Below are 13434 nucleotides of genomic sequence, written 5' to 3'. Positions count from 1 at the left end.
GGAGTGCTCGCTTGAGCCATGTTTCCAATCACCGTCTGGTTCTTACGCTCGCGTTGTGTCTGGGCACCGGCGCGCCGCTATCGGCCGCACCACTGAACGAGGCGCTCAAGCCTCTGCCGGCGGTTCCGACGCTGGACCCGGCCAAGGTAGAGCTGGGTCGCCAGCTGTTCAACGAGCCGCGCTTGTCGGTCAATAACAGCTTGTCCTGTGCCAGCTGCCACCAGTTGGACGCCGGCGGGGCCGACAACAAACCGTTCTCCATCGGCTTTGACGGCAAACCGGTGGAGCTCAACACGCCCTCGGTGTTCAACGCCAGCCTGAACTTCAAGCAGTTCTGGAATGGTCGGGTGGACACGCTGCAAGCCCAGGTCGAACAGGTTGTGATCAGTCCGGTGGAAATGGGTAGCGACTGGCAAACCGTGGTGCGCAATCTCGCTGCACTGCCCGCCTACCAGAACGCCTTCAAGCAGGCGTACCCCGATGGCGTCAGCGCCGCCAATGTGCAGAATGCACTGGCGACCTACGAGCGCACGCTGCTGACGCCCAACTCACGGTTTGATCAATATCTGCTGGGTAACACCGAGATCCTGACCACCCAGGAAAAGTACGGCTACCAGCGCTTCAAGGACTACGGCTGCATTGCCTGCCACCAGGGCGTCAACATCGGCGGCAACATGTTTCAGAAATTCGGCGTGATGGGCGACTACTTCAAGGCGCGCGGTAATCCGCTGGAGTCCGACCTTGGGCGTTACCTGCTGACAAAGGACGAAGAAGACCGCCATGTGTTCAAGGTGCCCAGCCTGCGTAATGTGGCCGTTACCGCACCGTATTTCCACGATGCGTCGGCCAAGACCCTGGAAGAGGCGGTCGACGTGATGTTCAAGTACCAGTTGGGGCGCAACCCTTCCCAGGAGGACAAGGACCTGATCATCCAGTTTCTCAAGACCTTGACCGGCGAATGGGCGGGCAAGCCGCTATGAGACGATTCGCCCGCCGCCGTGCCAGCCAGTTGCTGCTGGGCTTCATGACGCTGTTCCTGGCCTCGACCCTGGTGTTCTTGTACATCAAGTCCTCCCGCGACCAAACGGCCACTTACACTCAGTCGCGGGACCTGATCCGCGAGCTCCAGCAGCTCAATGCGCAATGGGACAGCGAAGTGCTCAAGGCCCGGATCGCGATCACTCACAACTACGATCCACTGGTCATGCCGCTGACGGAAATGACCCGCATCTGGGCGGAACTCGAGAGCCGCGATACCTACCACGGCGCCACCGACCTGGCGGGTTGGCAAGCCGGCCGGGCGGCGTATCAGACGGCCATCCAGGAAAAAGCCCGGCTGGTGGACCAGTTCAAATCCCACAACGCCGTGTTGCGTAACTCACTGGCGTTTCTGCCGACCGCCGAAGATGACATCCAGGCCCAGTTCAACAGCATCGACGATGAAGGCCGCCTGCAACTGCAGGGTGTGGCCACCGACACCTACGACCTGCTGCTCAGCAGCCTGGAGTTCGCCCAGGTCACCAGCGACGAGCGTGCTGCCGATATCCTGGTGGGCCTGGGCAAGCTGGCAATCAACAAGCAGAGCCTGCCCAGTGACTTCCAGGCGCCGGTGGATATCCTGAGCAACCATATTTCGCTGATCCTGCGCGAACAGCCGGTGGTCAACAGCCTGCTTGAGCGGATTGCCGCCGTGCCCGTGGCCGAACGCCTCGACGCGCTGACCACCCACCTCAATCAGGACCAGCAGGCCGCCGACCTCGTCGATCATCAATACCATCGCTACCTCTTGGTGTTCTCGACGTTGCTGGTGCTGCTGCTGCTCTACCTGGCCGTACGCCTGCTGCGCAGTTTCGCCGAGATCAACCGCGTCAACCGCGCCTTGCAGTCGGCCAACGAAACCCTGGAGCAACGGGTGGAACGGCGTACGCAACAACTCAAGGATGCCCAGAGCGAACTGATGGACAGTGCCCGTCAGGCGGGCATGGCGGAGATCGCGACCAATGTGCTGCACAACGTCGGCAACGTGCTCAACAGCGTGAATATTTCCGCCGACCTGGTCAGCCGCAAACTGCGCAACAGCAAGGCCCAGGGCCTGGGCAAGGCCATGCAGTTGATCAACGCGCATCAGGCCGACCTGGGCAGCTTTCTCACCGAGGACGAAAAAGGCAAATTGCTACCGGGCTACCTGAATCAACTGGTTGAGGCGATTGCCATCGAGCAGCAGGGCATGAGCGAGGAGTTGACGCAACTGAGCAAGAGCGTCGACCACATCAAGGACATCGTTTCAACCCAGCAATCCTATGCCGGCGCTTGCTCGTTGCTCGAACCCGTCGATATCGGCGCGCTGATGGATGACGCCTTGCGCATGAACGCCGGTGCGCTGAGTCGTCACCATGTCACGGTGGTCAAGCAGTACGCGCCGGTACCGCAGATCCTGGGGGACAAACACCGGCTGCTGCTGATCATGGTCAACCTGATCAGCAACGCCAAGTACGCCATGTCCTCTCTGTCCGAGCGGCCACGGCAAATCACCCTGACGGTCGAGCAGACAGGTGACGACAGGCTCAGGATCAGTGTGAAGGACGATGGCGAAGGCATACCGGCCGAGAACATGACGCGGATCTTCACCCACGGGTTCACCACCCGCAAGGAAGGCCACGGCTTCGGCCTGCACAGCTGCGCGCTGGCGGCCGTGGAAATGCACGGCCAGCTCACGGCCCACAGCGACGGGCCGGGCCTTGGCGCGGTGTTTACCTTGACGATTCCCTTGACCCTTGCAGGAAGTACCCTATGAACCAGCCCCCCAACCGGCGCATCCTGCTGATCGATGACACCCCCTCCATTCATGAGGATTTTCGCAAGATCCTGATGCCCGACGCACAAGCCAACCAGGCGCTGGACGATATGGAGTCGGCGCTGTTCGGCGACACCGCCAGACCGCAGGCCCAGGCGTTCGAACTGCATTGTGCCTATGGCGGCGAAGAAGGCCTGGGCCTGTTGACCACCGCCATGGCGGAAAAACGTCCCTATGCCCTGGCCTTCGTTGACATGCGCATGCCCCAGGGCTGGGACGGCGCGAAGACCATCGAAGAGTTGTGGAAAGTCGCCCCTGACCTGCAGGTGGTGGTCTGCACCGCCTACTCGGATTACTCCTGGGACGACCTGCTGTCTCGCCTGGACGCTTATGACCGCGTACTGATCCTGAAAAAACCGTTCGACAACATTGAAGTCCAGCAAATGGCCAATACCCTGGCCAATAAATGGGACATGGCCCGGCGTGCTTCCCTGCAAACGGCGCAGTTGGAGCGACTGGTGGAACAACGCACCGAGGCGTTGCAACTGGAAATCAACGAGCGCAAGCACCTGGAAAGCCAACTGGTGCAGTCGGAGAAACTCGCATCGCTGGGGCAACTCGCCGCCGGCGTGGCCCATGAGATCAACAACCCGGTGGGCTTCATTTCATCCAACCTCAGCACCCTCGAGAGCTACTTCAACCAGCTGCAGCAAATGCTGGAGGCGTATCAGCACAGCCAAGCATTGATCCCGCAGCAGGAGCCGCGCGACCGGCTTGAGGCATTGCGCACAGAGCTGGAACTGGACTTTCTCAGGGAAGACATTCCGGTGCTGATCCGTGAGTCCAAGGAGGGTATTGGTCGCGTGGTACAGATCGTCAAGGACCTGAAGAACTTCTCACGGGTGGATAACGACCAGACCTGGCAGTTCGCCAACCTGCAACACGGCATCGATTCAACGCTGAACATCGTCGCCAGCGAACTCAAGTACAAGGCCGATGTGATCAAGCACTACACGCCATTGCCGGACATCGAATGCCTGGCCTCGCAGCTCAACCAGGTGGTGATGAACCTGGTGATCAACGCCGCCCAGGCCATGGGGCCGGAACGCGGCACCATCACCATCAGCAACGGCGTGGACGGCGACACCATCTGGCTGGAAGTGGCGGACAACGGCTGCGGCATTGCCGCCGACACCGTGCAGAGGATTTTCGACCCGTTCTTCACCACCAAGCCGGTGGGCGAAGGCACCGGTCTGGGGCTGTCGCTGTCCTACGGCATCGTCAAGAAACACCGGGGGGATATCTCGGTCACCAGTGAGCCGGGCAAGGGTACGACGTTTCGCGTGGTGCTGCCGATCCGGCAGACGGCGGCGTAGGACACGCCGCCGGCCGTTCTTATTCGTCGGCTTTTTTCGGGCTTGAGCCAAACGACGCGAAGCGCTTGTTGAAGCCGGCAATCCGGCCTTCGACCTGGGTCTTGCGTTGCTGGCCGGTATAGATCGGGTGCGAAGCACTCGAGACGTCCAGCGGGATGTACGGGTAGGTATTGCCATCGCTGTGTGTATGGGTGCGATCACTGTCGGCGGTGGAGCCGATCAGAAAGAACACGTCGGCGGCGGTGTCGTGGAACAGCACGGTGCGGTAGTCGGGATGGATACCAGCTTTCATAAGGCCTCCGGGGCGTCTGGGTGCTTTGCATATGTTATAGAGTAACACTAATTACACACCCAAACGAGAACGGATTGCAATAGCCCGGTGACCGAATGGGCTGTTGTCACGGTTTTTTGGCGCGTAGTGCGGTGGCCAGGCTCAGTGCGTCCGACACTTCGTGCAATCCGGTTTTGACGGAGCCCGGCGTGGCGTCGTTCTTTTTCACCGCATCGAAATAGCCTTTGGCAACGGCCTTGTAATCCCCAGTGGCCGCGCCGACCAGCGCCTGGTCAAAACCATCCGTACAGGTTTTATTGAACCCGGTCAGTGCGCCACTCACAGCGCTCTCGCCGTTGGACTTGGCCTTTGCAATGCCCAACAACACGTTACTCATGCCGGGGATAAACCACAGATTCTTGCCGGCCTCGGCGGCAAAGCGCTGAAGTTTTCCCGGTTGAGTGCCGTCGCGGTTCACGGGGGCAGCCTCATGCCGGGCAGGCCTCATCCGCTGCTCGGATTGAGCGACAGGCTGTTCACGGCCGATCGCCAGCGGCAGGCCTTGATTGACAAGGGAATGGGCGGAAACAGCAGACGGGATTGGCATGAGCGATGACTCCAGAGGCATGAGAAAGCGGGCGTCTGCACGGATAGTGGCCGCTTTTGGGTGAACGGTTCCATGGCCTGTGCCTGTGCACGTGGCGCTCCAGAGCCGTCGATCCTTGTCGCTTGTTTGAGTACGGGCGCAGAATGCCGGATCGACCTCAAGAGTCCGAACCAAGGAAAACCGTATGAGCCTGTCGTTACTCAGCCGTTACGCGTTCTTTGCCGCATGCGTCATATTCACCCTGGCCAGCCTGCCCTTTATCGAACATGAATGGCTGTGGCCCCTCACGCTGGTTACCGGACTGCTCAGCCTGATTGGCATGTTCGACCTGCTGCAAAGCCCCCACGCCGTACGTCGCAACTACCCGATCCTGGGCAATATCCGTTACCTGGTGGAAGCCATCCGCCCGGAAATCCGCCAGTACCTGCTCGAATCCGACAGCGATGCCCTGCCCTTCTCCCGGGCCCAGCGTTCACTGGTGTATTCGCGTGCCAAGAACGAAACCGCCGACAAACCCTTCGGCACCTTGATTGATGTGTACCAGTCGGGCTTCGAGTTCATCGGCCACTCCATGCGACCCGCACCGCTGAGCGATCCCAGCGCCTTTCGCGTGATGGTCGGGGGCCCGCAGTGCACACAGCCGTACTCGGCGTCGGTGTTCAATATTTCGGCAATGAGCTTCGGCTCGCTCAGTGCCAATGCGATCCGCGCGCTGAACCAGGGTGCCAGGCTCGGCAACTTCGCCCACGACACCGGCGAAGGCAGCATCAGCCCCTACCACCGCGAAAACGGCGGCGACCTCACGTGGGAACTGGGCAGCGGTTACTTCGGCTGCCGCACCAGCGATGGTCGTTTCGACCCGCAACGCTTTGCCGTGCAAGCGCAGGACCCGCAGGTGCGCATGATCGAAATCAAGATGAGTCAGGGCGCCAAGCCCGGCCATGGCGGGATCCTGCCCAAGCATAAAGTCACCCGGGAAATCGCCGACACCCGCGGCATCCTGATGGGCGAAGACTGCATCTCACCGTCGCGCCACAGCGCGTTTTCCACGCCCATCGAGCTGATGCAGTTCATCGCCCAGTTGCGTGAGCTGTCAGGCGGCAAACCGGTGGGCTTCAAGTTCTGCCTGGGCCACCCGTGGGAATTCATGGGCATTGCCAAGGCCATGCTCGAAACCGGCATCCTTCCGGACTTCATCGTGATCGATGGCAAGGAAGGCGGTACCGGCGCCGCCCCCGTGGAGTTTACCGACCACATCGGCGTGCCGCTGCGCGAGGGCCTGTTGTTTGTACACAACACGTTGGTGGGCCTGAACCTGCGCGACAAAATCAAGCTCGGCGCCAGCGGCAAGATCGTCAGTGCCTTCGATATCGCCAGTGTGCTGGCCATCGGTGCCGACTGGGCCAACTCGGCGCGCGGCTTTATGTTCGCCATCGGCTGCATTCAGTCGCAGTCATGCCACACCAACAAATGCCCGACCGGGGTCGCCACCCAGGACCCGCTGCGCCAACGTGCGCTGGTGGTGCCGGACAAGGCCCAGCGTGTATTCAACTTCCACCGCAACACCCTCCATGCCCTGGCGGAAATGCTCGCCGCTGCCGGGCTCGATCATCCGTCGCAGCTATCGGCCAAGCACCTGGTACGCCGCGTGTCGGCGACCGAGATCAAGTTGTTCTCGCAGTTGCACGTGTTCCTCAAACCGGGCGAGTTGCTCACCGGCGAGGTGAACGGCGAGTTCTATTCGCGGATGTGGCAGATGGCGCGGGCAGATAGCTTTGAGCCGCACGAAGTGGCCGCGGCCTGATTCATCCAGTGAATGCCTGCCCGGACGCCGGGCAGGCCATCGAGACATTCGGTAACACCCAGCCTTTGCAATTGCTTACAAATACCGCCAACCTGCGCCCGCCCGACGTGGGGGCGTGCGAATACGCCCGCGCTCGCTGATTTTCACTCAACAACTTGTTCAAGAGCCCGCAGCCATGCTGAACGGACGCGACCCGCGCATCGATTTTTTTCGAGGCCTGGCGTTGATCTTCATTTTTTGGGATCACGTGCCCCACAACCCCCTGGCCCATGTCACGGTACAGAACTTCGGGTTCAGTGACGCCGCCGAAATTTTCGTGTTCCTGGCCGGCTACGCAGCGGTGCTGGCGTACGGCAAGATCCTCCAGCGCGATGGCTATTTCATCGCCTGCCTGAAAATCCTACGCCGGGTGTGGACGCTCTACGTGGCGCATATTTTCCTGTTGGCGCTGTTGATGGGTATCGTGATTTTCGCCAACAGCCATATCGAGACCCGCGACCTGGTGCAGGAGATGGGCCTGGAGCACTTCCTCAACAATACCCAGCAGGCCATGCTCGATGAGTTGCTGCTGCGCTTCAAACCCAACCTCACCGACCCGTTACCGCTGTACATCGTGCTGATCCTGAGCCTGCCGATCACGCTGCCGCTGCTGGTGCGCGCCCCCATGGTCATGGTGGCGATTTCGGTGGTGGTGTACCTGCTGGCGCCCTGGCAGGGCTGGAACTTGCCGGCGAGCAATGGCGGTGTGTGGTACTTCAACCCCGTTACCTGGCAGTGCCTGTTTATCCTCGGTGGCGCGGCGGCCTTGCGTGCCCCTGGCCCGGCTGACGCCCGCCCGGTACTGCGCCAACCCTTGTTCGTGGCCGCTGCGCTCTATGTGGTGCTCACCGGCGCGATCACCCTGTCGTGGCGCTGGCCAGAGGTACACAACGCCTGGATGCCAGGCGTGATCGGCGAATGGCTGTACCCCATCAGCAAGACCGACCTGTCGCCGGTACGCCTGCTGCACTTTCTTGCGCTGGCCTACGTCACCGCGAAACTGCTGCCCGATGTCGGCTGGACACATCACTGGCTGGCGCGGCAATTGGCACGAATGGGGCGCTATTCCCTGGAAGTGTTCTGCTTGGGCGTGGTGCTGGCGCCGTTGGCCGACATGCTCAATGCCATGGCCGGGGACAGCTTGGCGATCAAGTTGTCCACGGCCTTGGCAGGAGCTGTCTTGATGGGAGGGCTGGCGGCGTGGCTGGATCTGAACAAGCGCCTGGACCAACGCTACGCCACCCGCACCGCAATGGCTGCAAAACCGCCAGGCTGAACGGGTGCGCCAGATAGCGAATCAGCGCGAATCACGGGTTGGGCCCGCCGGTAGTTCTTTTCGCCGGCCCAATTGGGCAATCAGATAAGCGACGGAGTCGGCGTTGTTAAGTACGGTCATGATGCGTTTAAGCGGATCGGTCCGGAAAACGCGCCGGGCATCGACGAGGGTTTGGGTGCCCATGAGGGTGGCCTGGGTAAAAAGTTGCAGCCGTGAGGCCCCGTTGAAGCAGGCTGATTCCAAAACCTCTTGAGCCGTTGTTTCAGCTCTGTTTTCAAGCCCCGGGCCAATCCTTGCACTGATACTTCCCAACGCAACTGATCGTCAGCCTCCTGAGTGGGCTGCTGGGGAGCCGGCGCGCGTTGAGGATTTATGTAGCGCCGGGTTTCACCCGCAGGCCAGCCGCACTCAGCTGCGTCTTGAGGGTTTCATGGCTTTCCAGCTTTTCCAGACCACGCACCGGCGTATAGAGAACAACCCCACCTTCCGAAGCGGGGCTCATGACGAATGCGTCCGCCAGTTCAATAGCCGGTTGACCGGGCATGTTCAGTTGCAGGGTCTGGACGTGCATCGGCGGTTCTTGCGCCCGCCGCAAAGCATCGGTGGCCAGATAGACGGCGTCGAACCAGTCAAGGTCCTTGAGGGTGAAGTTGCGTGTACGTTGGCGCTCGCTCAGCTGCGTGCGCTCGGTTTGAGTTTCGCTGAAAAAATACGGGGGGGTTGTCAGGGGTCATTGAAGGCGCTCCATGCCGGATTGGCTGCTGAGCAGCGGTGATGAATGCTCGCCGCATCGCCCGCCTTCACCCCGGAACAGCGCAAGTGAGCGCAGCAGCGTCCCGGTATCGCCTGCTGAGATAAACGCGTCCCGGAAGGCTTTCCCGGTCTGCGGGTTGAACAGGCCATCACGCTCGAACCGCTCGAACGCCTGGCGTGCCAGTACACCGGACCACTTGTAGGAATACAGTCTGGCTCCATAGCTACCCATCGGTTGTTCGAAACTGTTCATCGGGCGTGTGCCATCAGGCCACTGCAAATACCCGACTTCAGCGTTGGCATGGGTGAACACCTCATGAGGGGTACGCCCGTCGCTATAGGTACGGTGCACCTCGAAGTCGACGAGGCCCGTGAGCAAAACACTGGCGGTTTCCTGGCTGGTCTGGGTGTGAACGAATCGGATCATTTGATTGGCCATATCGTCGGGCAAGGGATCTCCCGTCTGGAAATGGCCGGACAGCCAGATCAGGAACGACGAAGTAAAGCAGAATTGCTCCAGCACTTGGCCGAAGAACTCCGCCGTATCATGACCAAACTGGCCCATACCGGAAATCGCCCGGTAGGGGGCGACGGTCAACAAGTGCTGCAGGCAGTGGCCGAACTCATGCAACAAGACTCGCAATTGCAGATGATCCAGCAAGCAAGGCTGGGTCCCTGTCGGTCGTGGCAACTGGCTACGCAGCATCGCCAAGGGCCGGCGTGGGCGCCCCTCGGCCGTCATCCGGTGATTGCGCAAGCCCGAGGCGGCATCAATCTGGCCGCCTGCCACGCGGCGATAAGGGTCGATAAACAAATGACCGATCGGCTCCGCGTATTCCCTCAATTCATATACACGCACGTCCGGGTGCCAGGTATCGACCGTGGTTTGCTCGATCATCTCAACGCCGAACAGGGTCTGAGTGAAGGTGCACAATCGCTGCAATACCGTTTCCAGCGGGAAGTAGTTGCGCACGGCGTCCTGGGAGACGCCCGCCACGGCCTGGCGAATTTTTTCCGCGAAATAGGCGTGATCCCAGGGTTGCAGAACATCCACCCCCCGTTGCGCGGCATAGCGTTGCAGTTGGTGGGCCTCATCGACAAATGTCGCGCGCGCCTGATCAACCTGTTGGTGCAAAAATGCAGTGACCTCTTCGGTCGTCTGCGCCATTTGTCCCACCAGCGCCAGTTCGGCGAAGTTGGCATAGCCCAGCAGTTGCGCTTTGTGGTGCCGACTGTCGAGCAACACCGTCAGCACCAGTTCATTGTCGGTCGCAAGAGCGTCAGGACCGGTGCTCACGGCTCGGCTGTAGTAAGCCAGCATCATTTCCTGGCGCAAGGCTCGATGGTCGGCATGGTTCATCACCTCCTGAAAAGACTGCTCGGAAAGGGTCAATAACCAGCCATCCATGCCAGCGGCCCGCGCCGCGGCCTCCATGCGTGCCAAAGCGGCATCAGGCAGTCCGCTCAGCAGCGCCTTATCCTGGATGTGCCTGCGCCATAGGTCGTTGGCGTCTCTCACGCGGCGCAGGAACTCCTGACTGAATTCGTCGATTTGCCCATTCAACGCTTTGAGCCGTAGCCGCTTCTCAGGTGACAGATCAAGGCCCGCCAAGTGGTACTGACGCAGTTTTTTACGCAACGTGCTTTGGCGTTGTTCATTGAAAAGGGCCGCGATCGGACTCTCGGCAAGTTGTCGATGGAGCCGATACAGGTCATCGTTCCCGGCCAACTCGGCTTTGTACTGCACTGCCAGTTCATGACTGCGGTGGGATGCCTGCTGCCACGCGGGCTCTTGGGGAAGAGAGTCAAGCAATTCGATGAGGGTGAGCACATCTTCCAGCCGGGACTCCAGCGCCTCCACGGCTTGAACCAGGTCGTCCCAGGTTGGGAACAGCGACTGGCTGGCAATGATTGCGGCAGTGGCGTTGCGGCTGTCAGTGATGATCTGCTCAATGGCGGGCACCAGGTGTTCTGCCCGGATGGCGGAGAAAGGCGGCAAGTCGTAGGGCAGTAGAAGTGGATTGCTGTCGGGCATGAAGTCACTCTGCAAAGGTCGCTGTTGAAACAGCTAGCCTAGGGAATGAATGTTCATGGGGAGGGATAGATAGGTAGGGATAACAACGGCAGAAAAAGCGCTAACGCGAAGCATCGAAATGCCCCGCGTTATGCTCAAGCACGTCACATGCCTTTAAGTGCCGCACCTTTGCCGGCGTTGCTCGGTTGCAACTTGAACACGTAGTACAGCACGGTCAACACCACCAGGAACGCAGGCCCCACATACAGCGCCACTCGCGTATCCGGGAAGTACGCCATCAGGCCTACCACCAGCAGCAGGAACACCAGTGCCAGGTAGGAACTGACCGGGTACAGCCACATCCGATACTTCAGACCCGCCTGCTCGGCCGGGCTCAAGCCCTTACGGAATTTTAGCTGGGCCAGCAGTATCATCAGCCAGGTCCAGATCGCGCCGAAGGTGGCGATGGAGGTCACCCACACAAACACCTGGTCCGGCACCAGGTAGTTGAGCAACACGCCCAGCAGCAAGGCGAAGATCGACAGCAGCAGAGCCTTGCGCGGCACGCCATTGCTCGATGTGGTGCCGAACGTCGCAGGCGCCTGGCCGTTCTGCGCCAGGCTGTAGAGCATGCGCCCGGTGCTGAAGATGCCGCCGTTGCAGGACGACAGCGCGGCGGTGATCACCACGAAGTTGATGATGCCCGCGGCGGTCTTGATGCCCAGACGCTCGAAGGTCATCACGAACGGGCTGCCCTGGGTGCCGATTTCATTCCACGGGTAGATCGACAGGATCACGAACAACGCGCCCACGTAGAACAGCAGGATGCGCCAGAACACCGAGCCGATTGCGCTGGGAATGGTCTTCTGCGGGTTGCGTGCTTCACCGGCGGTAAGGCCGATCATTTCCACGCCCAGGTAGGCGAACATCACCATCTGCAAGGACATCAACACGCCCTGCACGCCATTGGGCATGAAGCCGCCGTGGGCCCACAGGTTGGAAATACCCAACGCTACGCCGTCATTGCCGAAGCCGAAGGCAATGATGCCGACGCCGCCGATCACCATGGCGATGATGGTGACGATCTTGATCAACGCGAACCAGAACTCGAACTCACCGAATGCCTTGACCGCGATCAGGTTGATGGTGCCCATGCTGATCAATGCCGCCAGGGCCCAGATCCAGCGTGGGGTGTCGGGGAACCAGACGCCCATGTACACGGCCACGGCGGTGATTTCCGCCACGCAGGTCACCAGCCACAGGAACCAATAGTTCCAGCCGGTGAGGAAGCCCGCCAGCGGGCCAAGGTAATCCTGGGCATAACGGCTGAACGAACCGGCGACGGGGTTGTGCACCGCCATTTCGCCAAGGGCGCGCATGATCACCAGGATCGCCAGGCCACCGATGATGTACGAAAGCATGATCGCCGGGCCGGCCATTTCAATGGCCTTGGCCGAACCAAGGAACAGGCCGACACCGATACAGGCGCCTAGGGCCATCAGGCGAATATGCCGTTCACCGAGTTCGCGTTTGAGCGGGCCGCCTTGAGCGGTCTCGCCATGGGGCAGTGGGTTGCCGACTGGCATGGGGTACAACCTCATCTTGTTATTGGATAATCCACTTGGTCTCACAGACAGGCCGATAAGCCTGGCAGTGGGGATGAGTCCGAGTCTGTTTCATGGACAAACCCACCTTGTAGGACGAAACCTACAAGGTCAGCGGGGCATGCAGTATAAAAACCTCGACACAGGGTTTTTCACTATAAAAAAACACAATTTCAGTGGTAGCTCGTGGGAATAAGCCGGTTTACGAAGGAGCTTTAACTGGTTTTGTCCTGAAAGCCGCTGACCAAAACGGCGGCGAGTATTGCACAGCATTGGTGCATCGTCATGCCCTGCGATGGCGCAATTGCCGACGCCCGGCTCAAGTCCTTCACCCCATAGCGACACCCTCCAGAAAGAAACGAGAACGGTCCCGCTGCAGCCTGCCTCCGTAAAAGGCACGCTCGGCCAGTACCTTCAACGAGATTTCACGGATGACTGACTTGACCACCAACGACGGCCCCTCCCCCATTACTCAGACCACCCTCGACCAAGGCAAGGCGCAACGCCAGAGCAGCGACAGGCAAATGCTCCAAACATTGATCGAACACTTGAAAATCCGCTCGAACGCCCCGGCCACTCTTCTGGTCATTGCCCCACATTGCTCCCTGGACTGCTGGCTGCAACTCTTTCGCGAGGCGCTCAACCGTCCGCAATTACTTGTCTGGGCCCAACGTCGCTCAATGCGCCTCACCGGCATGACCCTGCGCAACGGAGCGCTGTACGCCAAAAATGCGACCACGCCGAGTGTCACACTGAGCGACGACAGCGGTTGGCGGCGGTTTACACCTCCGATTTTGCACATCGCCCACATCATCGACCCAGACGCCATCGGCCTGCCCTGCCTGCCGCCCAAGGATCAAAACCCGCCCCTGCAACTGAGCGCCCGGCAGGTCTTG

At 60.4% G+C, this 13434-nt stretch carries 10 protein-coding genes; 5 read left to right on the top strand and 5 right to left on the bottom strand.

The window, feature by feature from the left end:
• The first annotated feature begins 11 nt into the window (after nt 1–11).
• From BOP93_RS05515 to BOP93_RS05505, 3 genes are read left to right on the top strand one after another with little or no spacing between them, the layout of a single operon-like run.
• Nucleotides 12–980 (top strand): cytochrome-c peroxidase, encoded by a 969-nt coding sequence (locus BOP93_RS05515; RefSeq protein WP_104501836.1) that lies wholly within the window; start codon nt 12–14, stop codon nt 978–980.
• A complete protein-coding gene (locus BOP93_RS05510) occupies nt 977–2794 on the top strand; it encodes a DAHL domain-containing protein (RefSeq protein ID WP_104505241.1) in 1818 nt (605 codons plus the stop codon). Before BOP93_RS05515 ends, BOP93_RS05510 begins: the two co-directional genes overlap by 4 nt.
• A complete protein-coding gene (locus BOP93_RS05505; protein ID WP_104501835.1) occupies nt 2791–4170 on the top strand; it encodes an ATP-binding protein in 1380 nt (459 codons plus the stop codon). The genes BOP93_RS05510 and BOP93_RS05505 overlap by 4 nt, the downstream gene beginning before the upstream one ends.
• A gap of 19 nt (nt 4171–4189) precedes the next feature.
• On the opposite strand, the gene BOP93_RS05500 is transcribed toward BOP93_RS05505, so the two are convergent.
• Nucleotides 4190–4462, bottom strand: coding sequence for a type B 50S ribosomal protein L31 (locus BOP93_RS05500; RefSeq protein ID WP_104501834.1), 273 nt, complete (start codon nt 4460–4462; stop codon nt 4190–4192).
• 106 nt (nt 4463–4568) lie between these two features.
• Nucleotides 4569–5048 carry a hypothetical protein gene (locus BOP93_RS05495; RefSeq protein ID WP_104501833.1) on the bottom strand — a complete coding sequence of 160 codons (480 nt, stop codon included), beginning with the start codon at nt 5046–5048 and terminating at the stop codon, nt 4569–4571.
• A 184-nt stretch (nt 5049–5232) separates the two neighbouring features.
• Here BOP93_RS05495 and BOP93_RS05490 point away from each other — a divergent pair, with 184 nt between their 5' ends.
• Nucleotides 5233–6852 carry an FMN-binding glutamate synthase family protein gene (locus tag BOP93_RS05490; RefSeq protein ID WP_104501832.1) on the top strand — a complete coding sequence of 540 codons (1620 nt, stop codon included), beginning with the start codon at nt 5233–5235 and terminating at the stop codon, nt 6850–6852.
• Between the two features lie 175 nt (nt 6853–7027).
• Nucleotides 7028–8167, top strand: a complete 1140-nt coding sequence (locus BOP93_RS05485) for an OpgC family protein (protein ID WP_104501831.1) — start codon at nt 7028–7030, stop codon at nt 8165–8167.
• Nucleotides 8168–8537: 370 nt separating this feature from the next.
• Here the strand turns inward: BOP93_RS05485 and BOP93_RS05480 are convergent, their stop codons facing one another.
• The 3 genes from BOP93_RS05480 to BOP93_RS05470 form a co-directional block, all read right to left on the bottom strand.
• Entirely contained in the window at nt 8538–8738 is a 201-nt protein-coding gene (locus BOP93_RS05480) for a hypothetical protein (RefSeq protein ID WP_104501830.1), read from the bottom strand.
• Nucleotides 8739–8897: 159 nt separating this feature from the next.
• Nucleotides 8898–10955: a M3 family metallopeptidase gene (locus BOP93_RS05475; RefSeq protein WP_104501829.1), complete on the bottom strand. Its 2058-nt coding sequence runs from the start codon at nt 10953–10955 to the stop codon at nt 8898–8900.
• A 143-nt stretch (nt 10956–11098) separates the two neighbouring features.
• Nucleotides 11099–12520: an amino acid permease gene (locus tag BOP93_RS05470; RefSeq protein WP_104501828.1), complete on the bottom strand. Its 1422-nt coding sequence runs from the start codon at nt 12518–12520 to the stop codon at nt 11099–11101.
• Nucleotides 12521–13434 lie beyond the last annotated feature (914 nt).

Source organism: Pseudomonas orientalis, assembly GCF_002934065.1.
Taxonomy (GTDB): domain Bacteria; phylum Pseudomonadota; class Gammaproteobacteria; order Pseudomonadales; family Pseudomonadaceae; genus Aquipseudomonas; species Aquipseudomonas orientalis_A.
The sequence above is the reverse complement of the archived record's forward strand: the minus strand, read 5'-3'. Positions and strand labels throughout refer to the sequence as shown.

What these genes read in the sequence shown, in the direction of transcription:
- BOP93_RS05510 (WP_104505241.1), top strand. Translation starts at nt 977, where the DNA reads ATGAGACGATTCGCCCGCCGCCGTGCCAGCCAGTTGCTGCTGGGCTTC.
- BOP93_RS05505 (WP_104501835.1), top strand. Translation starts at nt 2,791, where the DNA reads ATGAACCAGCCCCCCAACCGGCGCATCCTGCTGATCGATGACACCCCC.
- BOP93_RS05500 (WP_104501834.1), bottom strand. Translation starts at nt 4,462, where the DNA reads ATGAAAGCTGGTATCCATCCCGACTACCGCACCGTGCTGTTCCACGAC.
- BOP93_RS05495 (WP_104501833.1), bottom strand. Translation starts at nt 5,048, where the DNA reads ATGCCAATCCCGTCTGCTGTTTCCGCCCATTCCCTTGTCAATCAAGGC.
- BOP93_RS05490 (WP_104501832.1), top strand. Translation starts at nt 5,233, where the DNA reads ATGAGCCTGTCGTTACTCAGCCGTTACGCGTTCTTTGCCGCATGCGTC.
- BOP93_RS05485 (WP_104501831.1), top strand. Translation starts at nt 7,028, where the DNA reads ATGCTGAACGGACGCGACCCGCGCATCGATTTTTTTCGAGGCCTGGCG.
- BOP93_RS05480 (WP_104501830.1), bottom strand. Translation starts at nt 8,738, where the DNA reads ATGCACGTCCAGACCCTGCAACTGAACATGCCCGGTCAACCGGCTATT.
- BOP93_RS05475 (WP_104501829.1), bottom strand. Translation starts at nt 10,955, where the DNA reads ATGCCCGACAGCAATCCACTTCTACTGCCCTACGACTTGCCGCCTTTC.
- BOP93_RS05470 (WP_104501828.1), bottom strand. Translation starts at nt 12,520, where the DNA reads ATGCCAGTCGGCAACCCACTGCCCCATGGCGAGACCGCTCAAGGCGGC.